17 protein-coding genes are annotated in these 20,170 nt (G+C 70.6%); 5 read left to right on the top strand and 12 right to left on the bottom strand.

Going from position 1 to position 20,170, the window contains the following annotated elements; all coding sequences use genetic code 11:
- Positions 1–182: 182 nt before the first annotated feature.
- Both BM144_RS19850 and BM144_RS19855 read left to right on the top strand, forming a co-directional pair.
- Positions 183–5,066, top strand: coding sequence for a PAS domain S-box protein (locus BM144_RS19850; protein ID WP_092956513.1), 4,884 nt, complete (start codon positions 183–185; stop codon positions 5,064–5,066).
- A gap of 78 nt (positions 5,067–5,144) precedes the next feature.
- Positions 5,145–6,272, top strand: a complete 1,128-nt coding sequence (locus BM144_RS19855) for a response regulator (protein WP_092956516.1) — start codon at positions 5,145–5,147, stop codon at positions 6,270–6,272.
- 169 nt (positions 6,273–6,441) lie between these two features.
- On the opposite strand, the gene BM144_RS19860 is transcribed toward BM144_RS19855, so the two are convergent.
- The 4 genes from BM144_RS19860 to BM144_RS19875 form a co-directional block, all read right to left on the bottom strand.
- Complete coding sequence (locus tag BM144_RS19860; RefSeq protein WP_092956519.1) at positions 6,442–7,395, bottom strand: inositol monophosphatase family protein; 954 nt, start codon at positions 7,393–7,395, stop codon at positions 6,442–6,444.
- A 137-nt stretch (positions 7,396–7,532) separates the two neighbouring features.
- On the bottom strand, positions 7,533–8,336 hold the full coding sequence (locus BM144_RS19865; protein ID WP_217644361.1) for an ABC transporter permease: 804 nt from the start codon (positions 8,334–8,336) through the stop codon (positions 7,533–7,535).
- 8 nt (positions 8,337–8,344) lie between these two features.
- Positions 8,345–9,184: an ABC transporter permease gene (locus tag BM144_RS19870; RefSeq protein ID WP_092956525.1), complete on the bottom strand. Its 840-nt coding sequence runs from the start codon at positions 9,182–9,184 to the stop codon at positions 8,345–8,347.
- A gap of 12 nt (positions 9,185–9,196) precedes the next feature.
- Positions 9,197–10,054: an ABC transporter ATP-binding protein gene (locus BM144_RS19875; protein WP_092956529.1), complete on the bottom strand. Its 858-nt coding sequence runs from the start codon at positions 10,052–10,054 to the stop codon at positions 9,197–9,199.
- Between the two features lie 85 nt (positions 10,055–10,139).
- On the opposite strand from BM144_RS19875, the gene BM144_RS19880 reads away from it, so the two are divergent.
- Both BM144_RS19880 and cysE read left to right on the top strand, forming a co-directional pair.
- The gene (locus BM144_RS19880) at positions 10,140–10,961 is read left to right on the top strand and encodes an RNA methyltransferase (RefSeq protein ID WP_092956586.1); all 822 of its coding nucleotides are present in this window, start codon (positions 10,140–10,142) and stop codon (positions 10,959–10,961) included.
- A gap of 55 nt (positions 10,962–11,016) precedes the next feature.
- Positions 11,017–11,805, top strand: a complete 789-nt coding sequence (cysE, locus tag BM144_RS19885) for a serine O-acetyltransferase (protein WP_092956532.1) — start codon at positions 11,017–11,019, stop codon at positions 11,803–11,805.
- 24 nt (positions 11,806–11,829) lie between these two features.
- Here the strand turns inward: cysE and BM144_RS19890 are convergent, their stop codons facing one another.
- The 3 genes from BM144_RS19890 to yjgA form a co-directional block, all read right to left on the bottom strand.
- Positions 11,830–12,867 carry a hypothetical protein gene (locus BM144_RS19890; protein ID WP_092956535.1) on the bottom strand — a complete coding sequence of 346 codons (1,038 nt, stop codon included), beginning with the start codon at positions 12,865–12,867 and terminating at the stop codon, positions 11,830–11,832.
- A gap of 164 nt (positions 12,868–13,031) precedes the next feature.
- A complete protein-coding gene (gene mog / locus BM144_RS19895) occupies positions 13,032–13,652 on the bottom strand; it encodes a molybdopterin adenylyltransferase (protein WP_092956538.1) in 621 nt (206 codons plus the stop codon).
- On the bottom strand, positions 13,645–14,307 hold the full coding sequence (gene yjgA, locus BM144_RS19900) for a ribosome biogenesis factor YjgA (RefSeq protein ID WP_092956541.1): 663 nt from the start codon (positions 14,305–14,307) through the stop codon (positions 13,645–13,647). Before yjgA ends, mog begins: the two co-directional genes overlap by 8 nt.
- Before the next feature lie 62 nt (positions 14,308–14,369).
- On the opposite strand from yjgA, the gene pmbA reads away from it, so the two are divergent.
- On the top strand, positions 14,370–15,824 hold the full coding sequence (gene pmbA / locus BM144_RS19905) for a metalloprotease PmbA (protein ID WP_092956544.1): 1,455 nt from the start codon (positions 14,370–14,372) through the stop codon (positions 15,822–15,824).
- A 78-nt stretch (positions 15,825–15,902) separates the two neighbouring features.
- Here the strand turns inward: pmbA and BM144_RS19910 are convergent, their stop codons facing one another.
- The 5 genes from BM144_RS19910 to BM144_RS19930 form a co-directional block, all read right to left on the bottom strand.
- Positions 15,903–16,592, bottom strand: a complete 690-nt coding sequence (locus BM144_RS19910; RefSeq protein WP_245783748.1) for an IPTL-CTERM sorting domain-containing protein — start codon at positions 16,590–16,592, stop codon at positions 15,903–15,905.
- 85 nt (positions 16,593–16,677) lie between these two features.
- Positions 16,678–17,481: a 4-hydroxy-2-oxoheptanedioate aldolase gene (hpaI, locus tag BM144_RS19915; protein WP_092956550.1), complete on the bottom strand. Its 804-nt coding sequence runs from the start codon at positions 17,479–17,481 to the stop codon at positions 16,678–16,680.
- 67 nt (positions 17,482–17,548) lie between these two features.
- The gene (locus tag BM144_RS19920) at positions 17,549–18,550 is read right to left on the bottom strand and encodes an NAD(P)-dependent oxidoreductase (protein WP_092956554.1); all 1,002 of its coding nucleotides are present in this window, start codon (positions 18,548–18,550) and stop codon (positions 17,549–17,551) included.
- Positions 18,551–18,599: 49 nt separating this feature from the next.
- Entirely contained in the window at positions 18,600–19,622 is a 1,023-nt protein-coding gene (locus tag BM144_RS19925) for a Bug family tripartite tricarboxylate transporter substrate binding protein (protein ID WP_092956558.1), read from the bottom strand.
- 147 nt (positions 19,623–19,769) lie between these two features.
- A partial coding sequence (locus tag BM144_RS19930) for an aldehyde dehydrogenase family protein (RefSeq protein WP_139225783.1) occupies positions 19,770–20,170 on the bottom strand: 401 nt, incomplete at its 5' end.

The raw sequence follows: 20,170 nt of genomic DNA on the forward strand, positions 1-20,170 counted from the left end.
GGGGGCCATGCGCTGCCGCGCATGCCTGCCCAGTGTGTTTCTTGCCGTTTGCGAAGGTTCAAAGCGACTGTGGTTGTCCATGCCTCTTCCATTCCTCCCACTGCCCTGCGGCGGGCCGCGCGCATGGCGCGCGTGCTGCCGCATGCGATGGCCCGCCGTGCGTGCCTCGGTACGGAGCGCCCATGCGCATGAGCCCGCGCCTGGGCAGCCTGACCGCGCTGTTCGACAAGGTGGCGCTGCGCGACGGCCGCTGGCTGCAGGGCTGGGCCGTAGTGGTGGTGCTGTCGCTGGGCGGTGCGTGGCTGGCGGTGGAGGCGGTGTCGCAATGGCGCGCGGCGGCCCGGTCCGCGGAGCGCGCGGGCCTTCTGACGCACACGGCCGACGTGCTGCTCAACCAGACCGCGGGCAGCCCGCTGCTGGGCGCGGTCACCCTGCTGGGCCTGAGCGAGCCCACGCTGAAGGCGGTGGCGCTCGGCACGCTGCCTCCCAACGCGCCGCAGGCCCTGGCCCGCATGGCCGTGGCGAGGGGCCGTTTCCTGGTGAGCGGCGTCTATGTCCTGGGGCGTGACGGCAAGGTCGTGGCCCACGAGACACCGGGCCCGGCCGCGCTCGGCATGGACCTCTCCCACCGCCCGTACTTCCACCAGGCCATGCGCGGCGCGGTCAACGTGTACCCGGCGCTCGGCGGCAACTCGCAGGAGCGTGGCATGTACTACGCGGCGCCGCTCTACGAAGGCGATACGCCCGCGAGCGCCATCGTGGGCGTGGTGCTGGTGAAGATGTCCTTCGAGCCGTTCGAGACGCAGATGGAGCGCTCGGGCTTTCCCATGCTGCTGCTGTCGCCGCAGGGCGTGGCGTTCGCGGCGACGCGGCCGGAATGGCGCTATGCGATGGCGCCTCCGCTCACGCAGGAGCGCATCGATGCCGTGCGGCAGCAGCGCCAGTTCGGGGCCCTGTTCGACAACGGCGTGGCGCAGGCCCTGCCGTTCCGGCCGGACGCCCGCGAAGCGGTGGTGGACGGCGTGCGCTACGCCGTGGAGCGCCGTCCGCTCGAATGGCATGACCCCGACGGCCCCTGGCAGCTCGTGATGCTCGACGACCTGCAGGCGCTCGTGCCGGCCTCGCAGCGCTGGCAGATCGGCGGGGGCGTGTTTGCGCTGCTGATGGTGCTGGGCGGCATGCTGCTGGACATGCTGCGCCACCGCGCCCGCATGGCGCTTGCCATGGAGCGTTTCCGCGTGCTGGGTGCGGCGCTGCAGTCCAGCCCCGTGGCCGTGGTCATCACCGACGCGGACGGCCGCATCGACTGGGTGAACACGCAATACGAGGCCAACACCGGCTACAGCCTGGACGAAGTGCGCGGGCGCAAGCCTTCGCTGGTGGCCTCCGGACGCACGCCGCCCGAGACCTACCGCCAGATGTGGGCGCGCCTGATCGCCGGACTGCCCTGGCGCGGCGAATTCATCAACCAGCGCAAGGACGGCAGCCATTACCACGACGAGGCGACGCTGTCGCCCGTGTTCGATGACCGGGGCCGGCGCATCGCCATCGTGGGCCTGCACGAGAACGTCACCGAACGCATCACGGCGCACCAGGCGCTGCAGCTGCGCGAACGCCAGCTCAACGAGGCGCTGGCGCAGCAGACCGCCATCTTCGACAACGCCCCGCCCGTGCTGCTGGTGGCCGATGGCCTGATCCGGCGCTTCAACCCGGCCTTCGCCGAACTGCTGGCGGGCGTGCCGGAGCAGATGGACGGGCGTGCCGTGGAAGGCATGTTCGGCGGTGCCGAGGCCCACCGGCACTTCATGGAGCGCATCGGATCCCGCCTGGAGGCCGGCGAAGCCGTGCGCGAGGTGGCCACCCTGCTGCGCGACGACGGCTCGTCCTTCGAGGCGCGGTTGTCCGGCCGCATGCTGCCGCTGCAGGGGTATGCGCACGCCTGCATCTGGGTGATCGAGGATGTCACCGAAGCGCGCCTGGCCGAAGCCGCGATGCGCGAGGTCAACGAGCGCCTGGTGCTCGCCCAGGAGGCGGGCCGGGTGGGCGTGTTCGACCTCGACCTCGTGCGCGACCGCCTCGTCTTCAGCGACAAGCTCGAAGCGCTCTACGGCCAGCCGCACCGCCCCGAAGGCCGGCAGTTGCGCGACTGGATGGACAGCCTGCATCCCGACGATCGCGGACGCGCGCAGGCGCGGCTGCAGGAAGCGCTGGCCGGCACGTCCGCCGGCCTGCAGGACTCCTGGCGCGTGGTGCGGCCCGACGGCAGCGAGCGCTGGCTGCTGTGCGCAGCCCGCATCGAGCGCGATGCCGACGGCCGGGCCCGCCGGCTCATCGGCGTGCAGGTGGACGTGCACGAGCAAAAGCAGCTCGAAGCACGCCTGGAAGACCAGTTGGCGTTCCAGCAGGCGCTGGTCGATGCCATTCCCATCCCGCTTTTCCACAAGGACAGCGATGGCCGGTACCTGGGATTCAACCGCGCCTATGAAGAGGCATTCGGCATCCGGCGCGAGGCCTTCGTGGGCAAGACCGTGCTGGAGGCGGGTTTCCTGACCGAAGCCGACCGTGCGGCGTTCGATGCGGACGTGCGCGCCATCCGGGGCGGCGGCCCGCCCATCCACAAGGAGGTGGACCTGACCTACGCCGACGGCGAGACCCACCACACGCTGTTCTGGATGCATGGCTTCCAGCGGCCCGACGGATCGCCGGGCGGCTCCATCGCCACCCTGGTGGACATCACCGACCGGCAGCGCGCCGAGCGCGAACTGCGCCGCGCCAAGGAACTGGCCGAGGAAACCACCGCGCTCAAGTCGAATTTCCTGGCCAACATGAGCCACGAGATCCGCACGCCGATGAACGCCATCATCGGCATGTCGCACCTGGCGCTCAAATCGGGCCTGACGCCGCGGCAGGCGGACTACGTCTCCAAGATCCAGCAGGCCGGCCAGCACCTGCTGGGCGTGATCAACGACATCCTGGACTTCTCTCGCATCGAGGCCGGCAAGCTCATCGTGGAGAAGCAGCCCTTCATGCTCGACCGCGTGCTCGAGGGCATGGCCGACGTGGTGGGCTACAAGGCCGGCGTGAAGGGCCTGGAGCTGGTGCTGGACGTGGCCTCCGACGTGCCGCCGAGCCTGGTGGGCGATGCACTGCGGCTGGGGCAGATCCTCATCAACTTCGCCAACAACGCGATCAAGTTCACCGAGCGCGGCGAGATCCACGTGCGCGTGCGGGTGCTCGAAAGCCAGGGCCGGCGCGTGCTGCTGCGCTTCGAGGTGCGGGACACGGGCATCGGCATGGCACCCGAGCAGATGGGGCGGCTGTTCCAGAGCTTCCAGCAGGCCGATGCCTCCACCACGCGGCGCTTCGGCGGCAGCGGCCTGGGCTTGGCCATCTGCAAGAACCTGGCCGAACTGATGGGCGGCGAAGTGGGCGCCGAAAGCACCGTGGGCGAGGGCTCGACCTTCTGGGCGACGCTGCCGCTCGAATGCGCCGATGCCGCGCCGCCCGGCCTGCCGTTGCCGCCCGCGCTGCGCAACGGGCGCGTGCTCATCGTGGACGACAACCAGACCGCCGCCATGGTGCTCTCGGAAATGCTGCGGGCCATGGGCTTCGAGACGGCCGAGTCGTACTCGGGCGCGCAGGCCCTGGAGATGCTGCGCGACGCCGCGCGCGGCGGCCAGCCCTACGGCCTGCTGCTCATCGATTGGCGCATGCCGGGAATGGACGGCATCGAACTCGCGAGGCGCATCCACGAACTGGGCCTGGACCAGGCGCCGCAGATGTTGATGGTGACGGCCTACGGTCGCGACGAGGTGATGCGCGCTGCGCGCGACCAGGGCATTGAGACGGTGCTGGTCAAGCCGGTGAGCGCGTCGGTGCTCTACGACACGCTCGCGCAGCCGCTCGCCCATGGCTGGCTGCCCGCCCACGCGCACCTCGCCAAGCCCGGCGACGAGCAGCCCCCGCCGCAGCTGCGCGGCGCCTCGGTGCTGCTGGTCGAGGACAACGAACTGAACCAGCTCGTGGCGGTGGAACTGCTGCGCGATGCCGGCTTCATCGTCGACGTGGCGGCGCACGGCCAGGCGGCCCTGGACAGCGTGGCACGCAACGACTACGACGTGGTCCTCATGGACATGCAGATGCCCGTGATGGACGGCGAGACCGCCACCCGCCGGCTGCGCGCCGATCCGCACCATGCCCAGCTGCCGATCATCGCGATGACCGCCAATGCGATGGAGGCCGACCGGCAGCGCTGCTTCGATGCCGGCATGAACGACCACGTCTCCAAGCCCATCGAGCCGGGAGCGCTGTGGCGCGCCCTGGCGCGCTGGGTGCGTCCCCGCCAGGGCATCGGCATGGCCGTGCCCGGTGTGCCGGCGGAGGCCTGGCCCGTTCGCACCGGCCCTGCGGAGGCGGCGCTGCCGCTGCCGCTGCCGGCCGATCTGCCGGGCCTGGACACGGCGGTGGGCCTGCAGCGCGCCCTCGGCCGGCCTGCGCTCTATGCCGACCTGCTGTGCCGCTTCCTGGAAGGCCAGCGCGGTGCGGTGGGCACGCTGGACACCGCGCTGCGCACCGGAGACCATGGCGCGGCCGAGCGGCTCGCGCACACGCTCAAATCGGTGGCGGCCAACATCGGCGCCCAGCCGCTGTCGCACGCCGCGCATCTGCTGGAGCAGGCCCTGCGCGCCGGCCCGCAGGACGATGCGGTGCCGGTCCACGCGCAGGCGGTCGGAGAGCGGCTCTCCGCGTCGCTGCATGGGCTCGAGGCATGGCGGCGCAGCGTGGACGCGCCGCCGCCGGGTTCCGCTGCGCCAGGGGGCGAAGGGCCCGAGCCTTCCGCGGAGGAAATCCAGGGCGCCGTGGAGCGCCTCTGCGGGCTGCTGCGCAGCGACGACCCCGCGGCGGTGGAATGCCTGCAGCAGCAGGCCGCGTTGCTGCGCCGGGTGCTGGGTGCGGACTTCGACGTGGCGCAGGCGCACATCCGCTGTTTCGATTTCGAGCAGGCGCTGGCCATCGTGGAGCCTCTCCTGCAGGAGCCTGCCGGAGGGCAGGCCGACAGCGGCTGAGCGGAGGCGAGGGCCGCCATGCCAACCCCCAGAACCTTCCTCCGCAGACCCTCCGACAGAGATGAGGCAGAAGAGACCATGGACACCCTACCGATTTCCGATGACCACGCGTTCCAGGACAAGTCGATCGCCACGGTGCTGGTGGTGGACGACACGCCCGACAACCTGACGCTCATGGCCACGCTGCTGCGCGACCACTACCTCGTGAAGGTGGCGACCCACGGCGAGAAGGCGCTGCGCATCGCGCAGTCGGAGGCGCCCCCCGACCTGATCCTGCTGGACATCATGATGCCGGGGCTCGACGGCTACGAGGTCTGCCGGCAGCTCAAGGCGCATGCGGGCTCGCGCGACATCCCGGTCATCTTCCTCACCGCGCGCTGCACGCCGGAGGACGAGCGCCGCGGGCTGGCCGCGGGCGCGGTGGACTACATCACCAAGCCCATCAGCCCGCCCATCCTGCTGGCGCGCGTGCACACCCACCTGACGCTCAAGGCCACGGCCGATTTCCTGCGCGACAAGAGCGCCTACCTGGAGCGCGAGGTGGCATTGCGCACGCTGGAAGTGCAGGCCATCCAGGACGTGACCATCATGGCCATGACCTCGCTCGCGGAGACGCGCGACAACGAGACCGGCAACCACATCCGCCGCACGCAGCTCTACGTGAAGGCCCTGGCCGAGCGCCTCTCGCGCCACCCGCGCTTCGAGGGCGCGCTCAACGAGCGCATGATCGACCTGCTCTACAAGTCCGCACCCCTGCACGACATCGGCAAGATCGGCATTCCCGACAGCATCCTGCTGAAGCCCGGCAAGCTCACGGCGGAGGAGTTCGAGGTCATGAAAACCCACACCACCCTCGGGCGCGACGCCATCGAGGATGCGGAGCGCCGGCTGGGCATGCGCGTGGCGTTCCTGAGCGTGTCCAAGGAAATCGCCTACAGCCACCAGGAGAAGTGGGACGGCACCGGCTACCCGGTGGGGCTCGCGGGCGATGCGATCCCGGTGTCGGCGCGGCTCATGGCCGTGGCCGACGTGTACGACGCGCTCATCAGCCGCCGTGTCTACAAGCCCGCTTTCTCGCACGAGCAGGCATGCACCACCATCGTGAAAGGCCGGGGCTCCCACTTCGATCCCGACATGGTGGATGCCTTCGTGGACCTGGCGGAAGATTTCCGCCGCATCGCGCTCAAATACCCCGATCCGGAGTGATCCGGAGCACCGCCCGGCAGCGCCGCGTGCCTCCGGGCACTGCCCGGTGGCGCACGCTCCTCGGGCCCGTGGCGCCGGCCACTCGGGCCTGGGGCAGGGCGGGCGTTGCCGCCCACGGGGGGCGAGGCGCCACCGGCCCCATGCCCTGGGGGCAGCGCCTCCGGACAGGTCAGAAGGGCGCGCGCGGAGCGTCTTCGCTGTCGTCCGCTTCCGGGGCGGCGGGCTCCGCGGCTGCAGCGGCATCGTCGGCCGCGGCGGGCACATCGTCGCCATGCGCCTGCACGGCCTGGCGCACGGACGCCTTGTCGCCCGCGCTGGCGAACTTGCTGTACTTGGTGAGGATCGGCACCAGTTGCCCGTAGATGCGCGGCGTGGCGGCCAGGCACTCGCGCTGCTCCAGGAAGTCGGCCTCGCCCGTGAAATTGCCCACCAGGCCGCCGGCCTCGGTCACCAGCAGCGAGCCGGCGGCCACGTCCCAGATCGAAAGGCCGGTCTCGAAGAAGCCTTCGGTGAAGCCGGCCGCGACATAGGCCAGGTCCAGCGCGGCCGCGCCGGGGCGGCGCAGGCCGGCCGTGCGCTGCATCACGTCGGACATGATGTGCAGGTAGGTCTTGAAGTTGTCGCCCGGGCGGAACGGAAAGCCGGTGGAGAGCAGGCTTTCCTTGAGCTGCGTGCGCTTGGAGACCCGGATGCGGCGCTCGTTCAGGTAGGCGCCGCGGCCCTTGGTGGCGGTGAACAGGTCGTTGCGCGTCGGGTCGTAGATCACGGCCTGCTCGACCTTGCCGCGCACCATGAGCGCGATGCTCACGCAATAGACGGGGAAGCCGTGGATGAAGTTGGTGGTGCCGTCCAGCGGGTCGATGACCCAGATGAATTCGGAATCCTTGGCGCCGTGCTGGTTGCCGGATTCTTCCGCCAGGATGCCGTGGCCGGGGTAGGCCGTGAGCAGCGTCTCGATGATGGCCTGCTCGCTCGCATGGTCCACTTCGGTCACGAAGTCGTTGATCTGCTTCTGGGAGATGCGCACCGATTCCACGTCGAGCGCCGCGCGGTTGATGATGGCGCCGGCGGCGCGTGCGGCCTTGATGGCCACGTTGAGCATGGGATGCAGATTGGACGACATAAATTGTGAAGAAGGAGCTGCGGCCGGCGGGGCCGGGGAGTGCGCCCGGCGATGCGGGCGTGGAAACCGGGCATTTTAGCGCCGCTGGCGGATACCGGCTTTCCCGCCAGGGGCGCTCTCGCCGCGGCAGGTCGGGCTCAGCTGCCGGTGGAGGCGTAGCGGCGCACCCCCAGCCGCCAGAAGAGCGACGCGGCCGCCAGGAAGGCGAAGCCCGCCAGCGGCGACACCCAGCCCACCCACGCGGGCGCGCCCAGCGGATCGGCCTTGCCCAGGATGGGCAGCACGGGGTAGTAGGCCACGCAGGCCAGGGGCACCGCGAACGTCAGCAGGCGGCGGAACCATTGCGCGTACAGCGCGAGCGGGTATTGCCCGGCCTCCACGCCGCCGTAGGTCAGCACGTTGGCCACCTCCAGGCTCTCCACGGTCCAGAAAGACAGCGCGCCCTGCAGCACCAGGATGCCGAGGAAGAGCGCCACGCCGCCCGCCACCGCGAACACCGCCAGTGCCGCCGATTCCGCGGTCCAGGCGACGCCGGCCTGGACGGTGCCGAACCACAGCACCGCCAGGCCCTGCAGCAGCCGGCCCAGCCGGCTGAAGCGCACGTCGTGGCCTATCAGCTGCAGCCACACCGGGCGGGGGCGCAGCAGCAGTCTGTCGAAGGCGCCGGTGCGCAGGAACTGCGTGCCCAGCACGTCGAAGCCGCGCCCCAGCGCGTCCGCGATCGCGAACATGCAGTTCACGAGCCCGTAGAACACGGCCACTTCGCCGATGCGCCAGCCCTGCACGTCGCCGAAGCGGTGGAACAGCGCCCACACGGAGATCGCCTCGATGCCCGTGACCAGGAACTGCCCGGCGGTCAGCATCAGCGCCGAGGCCGGGTAGCGCGCCTGCCCGCTCAGCGAGGCCAGCGCGAGGCGGCAGAACAGGGCCAGCGATCCCATCGGCCGTGTCATCCGCCCTGCACCTCGAGGCGGCGCAGGGTGCGCCCCATGCAGGCGCGGCCCAGTGCCACGAGCAGCAGTAGCCAGAGGCACTGCAGGCCCAGCCCCGCCAGTGCGTCCTGGCCGGCCATGCGGCCGAAGTAGATGCGGGCAGGGATGTCCACCACGCCCGCCAGCGGCTGCAGCAGCAGCGCGAGCTGCCATGCGTCCGGCAGCAGGGCCAGCGGCAGCAGGTTGCCCGACAGCACGATGACCAGCGGGCCGGCCAGCGTGTTGATGCCGCGCTCGTTCAGCGCGGCCGCCGTGGCGATGTTGAGCAGCATCACCAGCGCGGTGGACAGCAGCAGTGCCAGCAGCACCGACACCGCAAAGCCCAGCGCCGCCGCGGGTGCTGCCGGCGGCTGCAGGGCCCAGTGGCCCAGGCCCGCCAGCGGCAGGGCCACGCCGGTGAAGGCCGCCATCAGCGCGAGGCGGGGCAGCACGCGCGCGGCGGTCCACCCGGCCGAGCGCACGAACCACAGCGCATAGGCATCGACGGGCCGCAGCCGGTCGTAGGCCACGGCGCCGGTGCGCACCGCCTGCGCGATCTCCGGATCGCTCGCCCAGGGCAGCAGGGCGAACAGCCCCTGCGCCAGCCAGACATAGGTGATGGCCTGCTCCAGCGAAAGGGGTGTGCCGGCGGCAGCGGCCGCTCCGCCATAGAAGGCGGTCAGCACCATGGCCTTGATGCCGCCCCACCAGCACTGCGTGATGAAGCCCGCCCAAGCGGCCGTGCGGTACTGCAGCATGACGAGAAAGCGCGAGGCGAAGGCCGCCGTGTAGGGGCGCAGGAGTTCGCGTGCGGTCATCCCGGCGGGCCTTCAGGATTCCGACGCGCCGTGCAGCGCATAGAAGCGCGCGATGACGGCTTCGATGGTCAGGTCGTCCGCCCCGTCCTGCCCGTGCAGGGCGCCGTCCGCGCCCCGCGCCGCGGCGACCTGCGCCCGCAGCGCCTCCACGGGGCCGTCGGCCAGCACGCGGCCGTGGCCGATCACGATCACACGCCCGGCGAGCGCCTCGACGTCGTGCATGTCGTGCGTGGTGAGCAGCACCGTGGTGCCGCGTTCGCGGTTGGCCCGCCGCACGAAGTCGCGCACGGCCAGCTTGGAGGGGGCGTCCAGGCCGATGGTGGGCTCGTCGAGGAACAGGATGTCGGGCTCGTGCAGCAGCGCGGCGGCGATCTCGGCGCGCATGCGCTGGCCCAGCGAAAGCTGGCGCACCGGCTGCTCCAGCACCCGCTCCAGGCCCAGCAGCGCCACCAGTTCGTCGCGTGTGCGGGCGAAGCGATCCGGGGCCACACGGTAGATGTCGCGCAGCAGCGCGAAGCCGTCGCCCACCGGGAGGTCCCACCACAGCTGGGTGCGCTGCCCGAACACCACGCCGATGCGGCCCACGTGCCGCTCGCGGTCGAGGAAGGGGTCGCGCCCGTCGATCTCGACGCTGCCGCCGTCGGGCCGCAGGATGCCGGCCAGGATCTTGATGGTGGTCGATTTGCCCGCGCCGTTCGGGCCGATGAATCCCAGCATCTCGCCGCGCTGCAGCGCGAACGACACGCCCCCGAGTGCCTCCACCGTGCGGTGGCGCGGGCGCACCAGCGCCCGCAGCGCGCCGAGCACGCCAGGGTCGCGCTCGTGGATGCGGTAGGACTTTTGCAATTGGCGGGCGACGATGTGGGGCATGGCGGAAGGGCGCGAATGCTACACGACGGGCCCGGCACGGCCCAGCGGCGACAATCGCCGGTTGCTCCGCTTGCCGCCTTCCGCCATGAAAACCCGCTTCATCCTCATCCAGACCAGCCATGCCGGCAACGTGGGCGCCGCCGCGCGCGCCATGAAGACCATGGGTTTCGGCGACCTGGTGCTGGTGGCCCCGCGCTGGGCCAACGTGCTGCGCCGCGAGGAAACCATCCAGCGCGCGAGCGGTGCGCTCGACGTGCTGGAGAACGCGCGCATCGTCGAAACGCTGGACGAGGCGCTGGATGGCATCAGCCACCTCTGCGCCACCGCGATGACCCCGCGCGACTTCGGCCCCCCCACGCGCACGCCGCGCGAGCACTTCGATTTGCTATTAAAAAGAGAGCAAACAAATGAATGTTCCCGGCGGCATCTGGCCGATCTGGCGCTGGAAGGCGGCTTGCCGATGGTACCCGGTCCGGCAGAGGAGGCGCCGGCCCCCGAGACCGGCGTGGCCTTCCTGTTCGGCTCCGAGCGCTTCGGCATGGCCAACGAGGACGTCTACCGCTGCCATGTGGCGCTTTCCATCCCCACCAACCCCGGCTTCGGCTCGCTCAACCTGGGCGCGGCCATCCAGGTGATCGCCTACGAATGGCGGCTGGCGCTGGGCGGCTTTCCCGTGCGCGATGCGGCGCCCGCGGCCGACCGGGCCGACGCGGCGCAGGTGGCGGGCATGCTGGCGCACTGGGAGCGCGCGCTGGTGGACATCGGCTTCCTCGATCCGGCGGCGCCCAAGAAGCTCATGCCCCGGCTCAACCAGCTTTTCAACCGCGCGCAACCCAGCCCCGAGGAAATCCACATCCTGCGCGGTGTCGCCAAGGCGATGACGGAAGCCGCGCGGGCGAAGCGATAGACTGCACGGCTCTTTCCGTTACGTGCTTATTCCCCCGTAAGCCCACCGCCTTCCCATGCTTGCCCGCCTGCGCTCCGACATCCAGTGCATCCTCGACCGCGACCCCGCGGCCCGCAGCACCTGGGAGGTGGTCACCTGTTACCCGGGCCTGCACGCGATCTGGCTGCACCGGCCCGCGCACTGGTGCTGGACGCACGGCCTGAAATGGCCCGGGCGCTTCATCTCGCACTTCGCGCGCTGGTTCACGGGCATCGAGATCCACCCCGGCGCGAAGATCGGCAACCGCGTTTTCTTCGACCACGCCATGGGCGTGGTCGTGGGCGAAACCGCCGAGATCGGTGACGGCTGCACCATCTACCAGGGGGTCACGCTGGGCGGCACCTCGCTCTACAAGGGCGCCAAGCGGCATCCCACGCTCGGCCGCGACGTGGTGGTCAGTGCGGGCGCGAAGGTGCTGGGCGGTTTCGTGGTGGGCGACGGCGCCAAGATCGGCAGCAACGCCGTGGTCATCAAGCCCGTGCCTGCCGGCGCCACGGCCGTGGGCATTCCAGCGCGCATCATTCCCTCGCGCGCGGGCCAGAGCGCCGACGTGACCGAGGCGGGCCCGCAGCCGCCGCGGCCGTTCTCGGCCTACGGCGTCACCCAGGAGGACGATCCGCTGTCGCAGGCCATGCGCGGCCTGATCGACAACGCCTCCTCGCAGGAGCGTCAGATCGCACTGCTCTGGGCCGCCATCGAAAAGCTCTCGCACGCCGCGCCGCAGGCCCGCGACTGCGTGCCCTGCGATGCCACGCGCAACGAGCAGTTCGAGGCCGAGAAGCTCAACGCCCTGGTGGGCAAGTAGCCCGGCCCCTGCGTCTCCCTGGTCTCAGCGCTTTTCGTAGAACGCGCGGATCGGCGCGTCGAACGCCTCATGGTCGAGCTGCCACAGGCCCATGGGCCCGCGCAGGTACGGAATGGGGTAGGTCGAGCCGGTGGGGTACTGCGACCAGAACTCCTTCGCGCGCGGGAAGGTCATCGGCGGCAGCCCCAGCCGGGGATCGGCCGGCTCCAGGCGGGCCACTCCGGTGATGCGGTAGTCGTAGTCCTTCGCCGGTGAATCCGCCAGCACCTGGTCGATGCGCTTGGCGACCGGCAGCGCGCTCAGCAGGAGCACGGTCACCAGCAGCCCCGTGAGCGCCTGCGATTCGCGTGCCGGCACGCCGCCGCCCAGCAGGTGCCGGTAGGTCAGCAGCCAGGCGAGCACCCCGGCGGCCAGCGTGCCGGCCCAGGTGAGCGGATGGCGCAGGATGCGGACGATCTGCGCGTCGGTCAGCTCGAAGCGCGAGACCACGAAGGTGTCGATGAGCGCGAAGAACAGCAGCGCGAAGAAGAGCGCCATCACCACCCGGCTGCGCGGGTTCTTCTCCAGGGCGAAATCCTTCGTCTGCTCTTCGGTCAGTTCCTGCTCCGTGAAGACCGCATGGAAGATGTCCGCCAGGGCTTCGCGCGACAGCAGCGCATTCATGCCCGTGTCGGCCGTGAAGAGAATTTCGCCGCGCGGTGTCGTCAGTTGCGCCCAGTGCAGGTTGCCGGAGCGCATCGTGCGGTTGCCCAGCCACTCCGCGCGGCTCTGGCGCAGGTCGATCAGCACGTCGAACGGCCGTCCGTCCTTGTTCCAGAAACCCTTGATGCGCACGCTGTCTTCGCCCTCGGCGATCAGCACGCCCTTGCCTTCGAAGGCCAGCAGGCGGAACCAGCGCTTGAAGAACCGCGGCCGTGCCACGTTGATGCGCCAGAAGCGGCGGCCCTTGAGGCTCCGGACCAGAGAGTCCTGGCGCCGTTTCATGCCCCGGTACCGGAAGAACAGGAGGAGCATGACGGCCAGGATGACCAAGTGGGCGAGGGCGGACAGGAGCAGGGACATGGGGTGCGAAGGGCAGGGGCAAAAAGGCCGGCGGAAGCGCACGGCCGCGCTTTATGGCGTCTCAGGCTTACGCCTTCCTTGCAAAGGCCGGGCCTGCGCATCGCGCATGCGCAAAAAGCATGGCGCCAGCCCGCCGGCAGCCCGGGGAACCGCGCGGCCGGGGGTCACTCCGGCCGTGCCGGGCGGCGGGCATCCTTGGGGCGGAACGCCTGGCAGACCGCGTCGCGCGTCTCGAGGTACGGCCCGCCGATGAGATCGATGCAGTACGGAACGGCCGCGAAGATGCCCGGAACGACCGCGTGGCCCCCGGCATCCTTCAGGCCTTCGAGCGTCTCCGCGATGGCCTTGGGCTGGCCCGGCAGATTGACGATCAGGCAGCCGTGCCGCACCACCGCGACCTGCCGGGACAGGATGGCCGTGGGCACGAAGCGCAGGCCGATCTGCCGCATCTGCTCGCCGAAGCCCGGCATCTCGCGGTGCGCCACGTCCAGCGTGGCATCGGGCGTGACGTCGCGCGGGGCCGGACCGGTGCCGCCCGTGGTCAGCACGAGGTGGCAACCTGCGGCGTCGACCAGTTCGGTGAGGGTGGCCGCGATGCGCTCGCGTTCGTCGGGGATGAGCCGCGGCTCGAAATGCAGCGGGTTGTGCAGGGCGCGGGTCAGCCAGTCGCGCAGCGCGGGCAGGCCCTTGTCTTCATAGACGCCGCTGCTCGCGCGGTCGCTCACCGAGACGATGCCGATGCGTACCGGTTCGGGCGGCGGCAGTGCCGCGGTGGCCTCAGGCATCGTGCTCGGTGCCTTCGTGGCGGGCCTGGGTGCCCGCGTCGTCCATCTGCTCGCGCACCAGTTGGAACAGTTCGCGGTAGGCGCGGCCCTTGCGGGGCGCCAGGCCCTGGGAGACCTGCACGTTCGCTTCCTTGCCTTCCGGGGCGTCCTTGCGGGCCTGGCGGATCAACGCGCGCAGCTGCTGGGTGTCGGTGCGCGGAAAGCGCTCCATCCAGAGCGGCAGGGCGCCGTCGTCGCCGATGAGGCGGTCGCGCCAGTGTTCGGCTTCGTGCAACGCGAGCTTCTCGGTGGCCGAGCCGTTGTGCTGCTCGTCGAGGGCGGCGCGCGCCGCGATGGCCACGGCCGGATCGAGCTGGCGCATGAGCTTGCCCACGTACTGCATCTGCCGGCGCTTGCCCTCGAAGTTGGTGATGCGGCGGGCCTCGGCCAGCGCGTCCCGCAGCTTCTCGGGCAGCTGCAGGCGCTCCATCAGGTCGTTGCGCAGGGTCAGCAGGTCCTGGCCGAGCTGTTGCAGGGCGTCGCTTTCGCGCTTGAGATCGGTGCGGCTGGCCTCGGACGTGCCTTTGAGCTCGGCCTTGAGTTGCAGGTCCAGCTCGCTGCCTTCGGCAACGAAATGGCCCTTCACGTAATAGCCTTTTTTGGGTTTACGGGACATGGAGAGGGGGAATGGAGGTGCCTCTGCGGAGGCATGGGGCGGCAAGTATCATAGCCGCCGATATGACGACACCCCGCTCCCGCGCCGCAGCCCCTGCCGCTGCACCCACCACCCGCTCCGTCTCCCCCGCGCCTGCCGTGTCCGGGTCCGCACCCGGCAACGGCTTCAGCTACAGCCGCGGCGTGTTCGAGGAACTCGTGGACCGGGCCCTCGCCCATGCCCGCAAGCTCGGCGCGACCGATGCCGGCGCCGAGGCCTCCGAAGGCTGCGGCCTGTCGGTGAGCGTGCGCAAGGGCGAGCTGGAAACCGTGGAGCGCAACCGTGACAAGTCCCTGGGCGTGACGGTCTACATCGGCCACCGCCGGGGCAATGCGAGCACGTCCGACTTCTCCACCCGCGCCATCGAGCAGACCGTGCAGGCGGCCTACGACATCGCGCGGTTCACGGCCGAAGACCCCGTGGCCGGCCTGCCCGACGAGGCCGACGTGGCTGCGCCCGGCACGCACCGCGACCTGGATCTTTTCCATCCCTGGTCGATCACCAGCGAAGACGCCGCGCGCATCGCCCTCGAATGCGAAGAGGCCGCGCTGCGCACCCACAAGCGCATCACCAACAGCGAAGGCGCCTCGGTGTCGGCGCAGCAAAGCCATTTCTTCAGCGCCCACACCCGGGGCTTCCGGGGCGGCTACGCCAGCTCCCGGCACAGCCTGTCGGTGGCGCCCATCGCCTCGATGCCCGGCCGCAATGCCGAGATGCAGCGCGACGCCTGGTACACCTCCATGCGCAGCGCCGAAGCGCTGTCCTCGCCCGCCGCCGTGGGCCGCTATGCGGCCGAGCGCGCGCTGAGCCGCCTGGGCAGCCGCAAGATCCCCACCACCGAATGCCCGGTGCTGTTCGAGTCGCCCCTGGCCGCCGGCCTGCTGGGCGCCTTCACGCAGGCGGTGAGCGGCGGCGCGCTCTACCGCAAGAGCACGTTCCTGCTCGACTCGATGGGCCAGCGCGTCTTCCCCGAGCACATCCACATCGACGAAGACCCCTTCATCGCGCGTGGCAAGGGCAGTTCGCCCTTCGACGAAGAGGGCGTGCGCGTGTCGCCCCGCAAGGTGGTGGATGCCGGCGAGGTGCAGGGTTACTTCCTCAGCAGCTACTCGGCCCGCAAGCTCGGCATGCAGACCACGGGCAATGCCGGCGGCTCGCACAACCTGGTGCTAACGTCGCGCCTCACGCGGCCCGAGGACGATCTGGACGCCATGCTGAAGAAGCTCGGCACGGGCCTGTTCGTGATCGAACTCATGGGCCAGGGCGTGAACTACGTCACCGGCGACTACTCGCGCGGCGCGAGCGGCTTCTGGGTGGAGAACGGCGAGATCGCCTTCCCGGTCCACGAGATCACCATCGCGTCCAACATGAAGGACATGCTGCAGGGCATCGAGGCCGTGGGCGCCGACGCCTACAACTATGGTGCCAAGACCGTGGGATCCATCCTGGTCAACCGCATGAAGGTGGCCGGCAGCTGATCGCTACGGACACCGCACCTGCAAAAAAACCCGCCATCGGCGGGTTTTTTCGTGAGAGGGGTGAGCCCCGCGCGCAGATCAGCGCTGACGGCGCAGCCGTGCGATGCTGAACATGCCCAGCAGCGATGCAATGAGGATCAGGCCCCATTCGGACAGGGTGGGGATCGCGGCCGTCGTGGCCACCGGGGCCTGGGCCATGGCATAGCTCACAGGCGAGCTGTTGGCCGTGCTGCGGGAGGTGTCGGACACCGTCGAGACGAGGCAGGTATCGGTCACGCCGCTGTTGCCCGTACCGGTCGTCTGGCAACCGGAATTGTGGGTGGCCGTGCCGTTGGCGCCCGATACGACGATTGCGATGAAGCGGTCCGCCGTGGTGTGCGGTGCCGCTCCGGTCATCCAGAGCACGGCCTGCAGCAGGTTCACCGAGGTGATGTTGCCGGAGGCGTCGGTGGAAATGCGCAGCGAATTGAGCCGTGCGTTGGTATCGGTCGAGGCCACGGTGTCCAGGCCGCTGGAGAAGCTGTAGGAGGTGACCGTGGAGCCGATCTCCACGTTGCTGGCGTTGGCCGGCAGGGCGCCGGTGGTGGTGAACGTGCCCGACACATTGTGCGAAGTCAGGAAGTTCGCGCACAGGCTGGCGGGCACCGAGGTGCAGTTCGTGTAGTTCTGGATGGTCGCGTAGTTGCCCGTGCTGTTGACGTTGACCGTAGCGCCGAACGACGTACCGGCAGCCACTGCTGCCACCAAGCCCAATAGGATTTTTTTCACCATCACCTCCAGTTGTTAGCAAATTGTTACCGGGTCGACAGTGTATTCGCTGAAACCGCCTTCGGGGTGGCAGCTCAGCCACACTTCAATAGGCGGCGCCCGGTTTCGGTGCCGGCACCTCCGCCGCGCCCCCGAACTGCGCGCGCAGCCGCCGCGCCGCGTTGACGAACATCAACACGTCCACCCCCACGGCCACGAAGGTGCAGCCCAGGTCGAGGTAGCGCTGCGCGAGCGCGGGATCGGACGTGAGCGTGCCCGCGGCCTTGCCGCTGGCGATGATGGTCCGCATGGCGTCCTCGATGGCGGCCTGCACCTCGGGATGGCCGGGGTTGCCGCGGTGCCCCATGGAGGCGGCCAGGTCGGCCGGGCCGATGAAGACGCCGTGCACGCCCTCCACCGCGCAGATGGCCGGCAGGTTCTGCAGCGCGGTCACGGTCTCGGCCTGCACGAGCAGGCAGACCTCGTCATCGGCCACGGCAAGGTAATCGGCGCGGCCGCTCCATTGCGACACGCGCCCCACGGCGCTGCCCACGCCGCGGATGCCGCGCGGCGGGTACTGCGTGGCCGCGGCGATGGCACGGGCCTGCTCGGCCGTATCGACCATGGGCACGAGCAGCGTGCGCGCGCCGATGTCCAGCATCTGCTTGATGAGCGCGGTGCTGCCTTCCACCACGCGCACCACGGGTTGCGCGGAGTGGGGCGCCACGGCCTGCAGCGTGGCGAGCGTGCTGCGCACGTCGTTGGGCGCATGTTCGCCGTCGATCAGCAGCCAGTCGTAGCCCGTGGTGGCGGCAGCCTCGGCCAGGTAGGGGTCGGCCATGGAAAGCCACAGGCCGATCTGGGGCCGGCAGGCGGCGAGGGCGGATTGGAAGGGGTTGTGTGCGGGCATGGCGTGGGACGGAGGGGGAAGGAGGTGGATCGTCGGCGAAAGTCGGGAAGGCGCTGGCCCCGGGCGGTCAGCCGGCCGGCAGCAGGTGCCCGGGCTGCAGCGGCCGCCCCTGGAGATGGTCGAGGATATTGCGCGCTGTCGCCACCGCCACGCGCAGCGCGGCATCGCGGGTCACCCCGGCCACGTGGGGCGTCAGCAGCACCTGGGGCAGGGCTGCGAGCGGGTGCTGCGCGGGCAGCGGCTCGGTGTCGAAGGTGTCCAGCCCCGCGCCGGCGAGGTAGCCGCTCTGCAGCGCCGCGATGAGCGCCGCTTCGTCCACCACGGGGCCGCGGGCGGTATTGATGAGCAGGCCGCCGGGCCGCATCCAGCCCAGCTCGCGCGCGCCGATGAGGCCGCGCGTGCGCTCGGTCAGCGGGCAGTGCAGGCTCAAGGTGTCCACGCGCGAGAGAAAGCGCTCCAGATCGGGCTCGGCATCGAAGCCGTCGGCCCCGCCCGCGGGGCGCAGCACCAGCACCTGCGCGCCCAGGGCCGCGGCCAGGCGCGCGGTGGCGCGGCCGATGCTGCCGTAGCCCACGATGCCGACCACCGAACCCCGGAAATCGCGCCCCTGCCATTGGCTGCCGGCCCAGCCGCCCGCGCGCACGCGGCGGTCCAGCTCCGGCAACTGGCGCGTGAGCGCGAGCATCAGCGCCAGCGCATGCTCGGCCACCGCGCCGGCATTGGCGCCCAGCGCCACGGCCACCGCCACGCCGCGCTGCCGGGCGGCGCCGCGGTCCACGCTGTCCACGCCCGCGCCGTTCTTGGCCACGATGCGCAGTGCGGGCGCCGCGGCCAGCACGCGCCCGGTCACGGGCGGCGAGCCGCGCACCACGAGCGCCTGCGCGCCCGTGGCCGACAGCTGCGCGGCCAGCGTTTCCTCGGTCACGGGGCCCTCCATGCAGTGCACGCGCCCGCCGGCGGTGCGCACGAGATCTTGCGCGCCCTCCGACCAATGCGCGGCGGTGACGAGGACGTCGAAGGGGGCTGGCGCTGCGGATTCCCGGGGGGACGGCGTGGATGGATCGTTCATGGAGCGGTCGGGTGGAGGGTCGACAGGCGTGGAGGCAGGCACGGGCGCATCAGTCGATCTTGATGCCGTTGGACTGGATGACCTTGCCGTAGCGGTTCCATTCGTCCTGCGTGAAGCGCGCCAGCGCCTGCGGTGTGCCCGGCTGCGGGCGCACGCCGAGCGCGCCCAGGCGTTCGAGCACCTCGGGCTGGCGCAGCACGGCGTTCAGCGCGGTGTTGAGCGTGGCCAGCACCTCCTTGCCGGTCTTGGCGGGCGCGTAGAGCGCATACCAGGCGTTGACCTCGAAGCCGGGGTAGCCGGCCTCGGCGAAGGTGGGCACGTCGGGCAGCTCGGGCAGGCGCGCGGACGCGGCCACGGCGAGCGCACGCACCTTGCCGCCCTTGATGAGCGGCGAAGCGCTCGTGAGCGTGTCCAGGATCATGTCGAGCCGGCCGCCCATGAGGTCCATGGTGTGCGCGTTGCCGCCCTTGTAGGGCACGTGGTTGATCTGCACCTGCGCGGCCTGCTTGAACAGTTCGGCCGAGAGGTGCAGCGGCGAGCCGTTGCCCGATGAACCGTAGTTGAGCGTGCCGGGCTGCTTGCGCGCGGCGTCCACCAGCGCGCGCACGCTGGCGTAGGGCGAGTCCTGGGCCACCACGAGCACCATCGGCACCACGCCGATCAGGCCGATGGGCGCGAAATCCGCCACCGCGTCGTAGCCGGGCCTGGCATACAGGTGCGGGCTCACGGCGTGGCTGGCGAGCGAGCCCAGCACCAGCGTGTAGCCGTCGGGCGCGGCCTTGGCCGCCGCGGTGGTGCCGATGGTCGTGCCGGCCCCGGGGCGGTTGTCGATCACCACCGGCTGCTTGAGCGCATCCCCCAGCTTCTGCCCGACCAGCCGCGCCACGGCATCGTTGGCGCCGCCGGCCGGGTAGGGCACCAGCAGCGTGACGGGCTTGGACGGATAGGCATCGGCCGCCTGCACGGCCGAGAGCGGCGCGGCCAGGCCGCAGAGCGCGAGCGCGGCCGAGAGCAGCACGCCGCGGCGGGCCGCGCGGGTGCGGGCGCCGGAAGGTGAAGCGATGGGAACCATGGTTGTCTCCTGGTGTTGGTATAGGTTTTTCTGGCGGTGGACGGACAAAGGCCGGCACGGCGCCCACGCGCACCGTGCCGGAAGGGGGAATCGATTCAGTGGTGCATGGGTTTTCCGGTGGGTTGCCTGTGTCGGGGGCCGGAGAAATCAGTCGAGCCCGCCCTGGCAGAGGTACTTGGTGTGCAGGTAGTCCTCCAGCCCGTGGGTGGAGCCCTCGCGGCCGTAGCCCGACTCCTTCACCCCGCCGAAGGGCGCGGCCTCGGCCGCCAGCGCCCCTTCGTTGATGCCCACGATGCCCGTCTCCAGCAGCCCCGCCACGCGCCAGATCCGCCGCACGTCCTGGCTGTAGAAGTACGCCGCCAGCCCGAAGGGCGTGTCGTTGGCCGCCGCGATCACCTCCGCCTCGCTGCCAAAGCGCGTGAGCGGCGCCACCGGCCCGAAGGTCTCCTCGCACGCGCACGCCATGGTGGCGTCCGCGTTCTCCAGCACCGTGGGCGCGTAGTAGTGCGCGCCCAGCTCGGGCAGCCGCCTGCCGCCCGTGAGCACCC

This window comes from Paracidovorax konjaci (assembly GCF_900112675.1).
Taxonomy (GTDB): domain Bacteria; phylum Pseudomonadota; class Gammaproteobacteria; order Burkholderiales; family Burkholderiaceae_C; genus Paracidovorax; species Paracidovorax konjaci.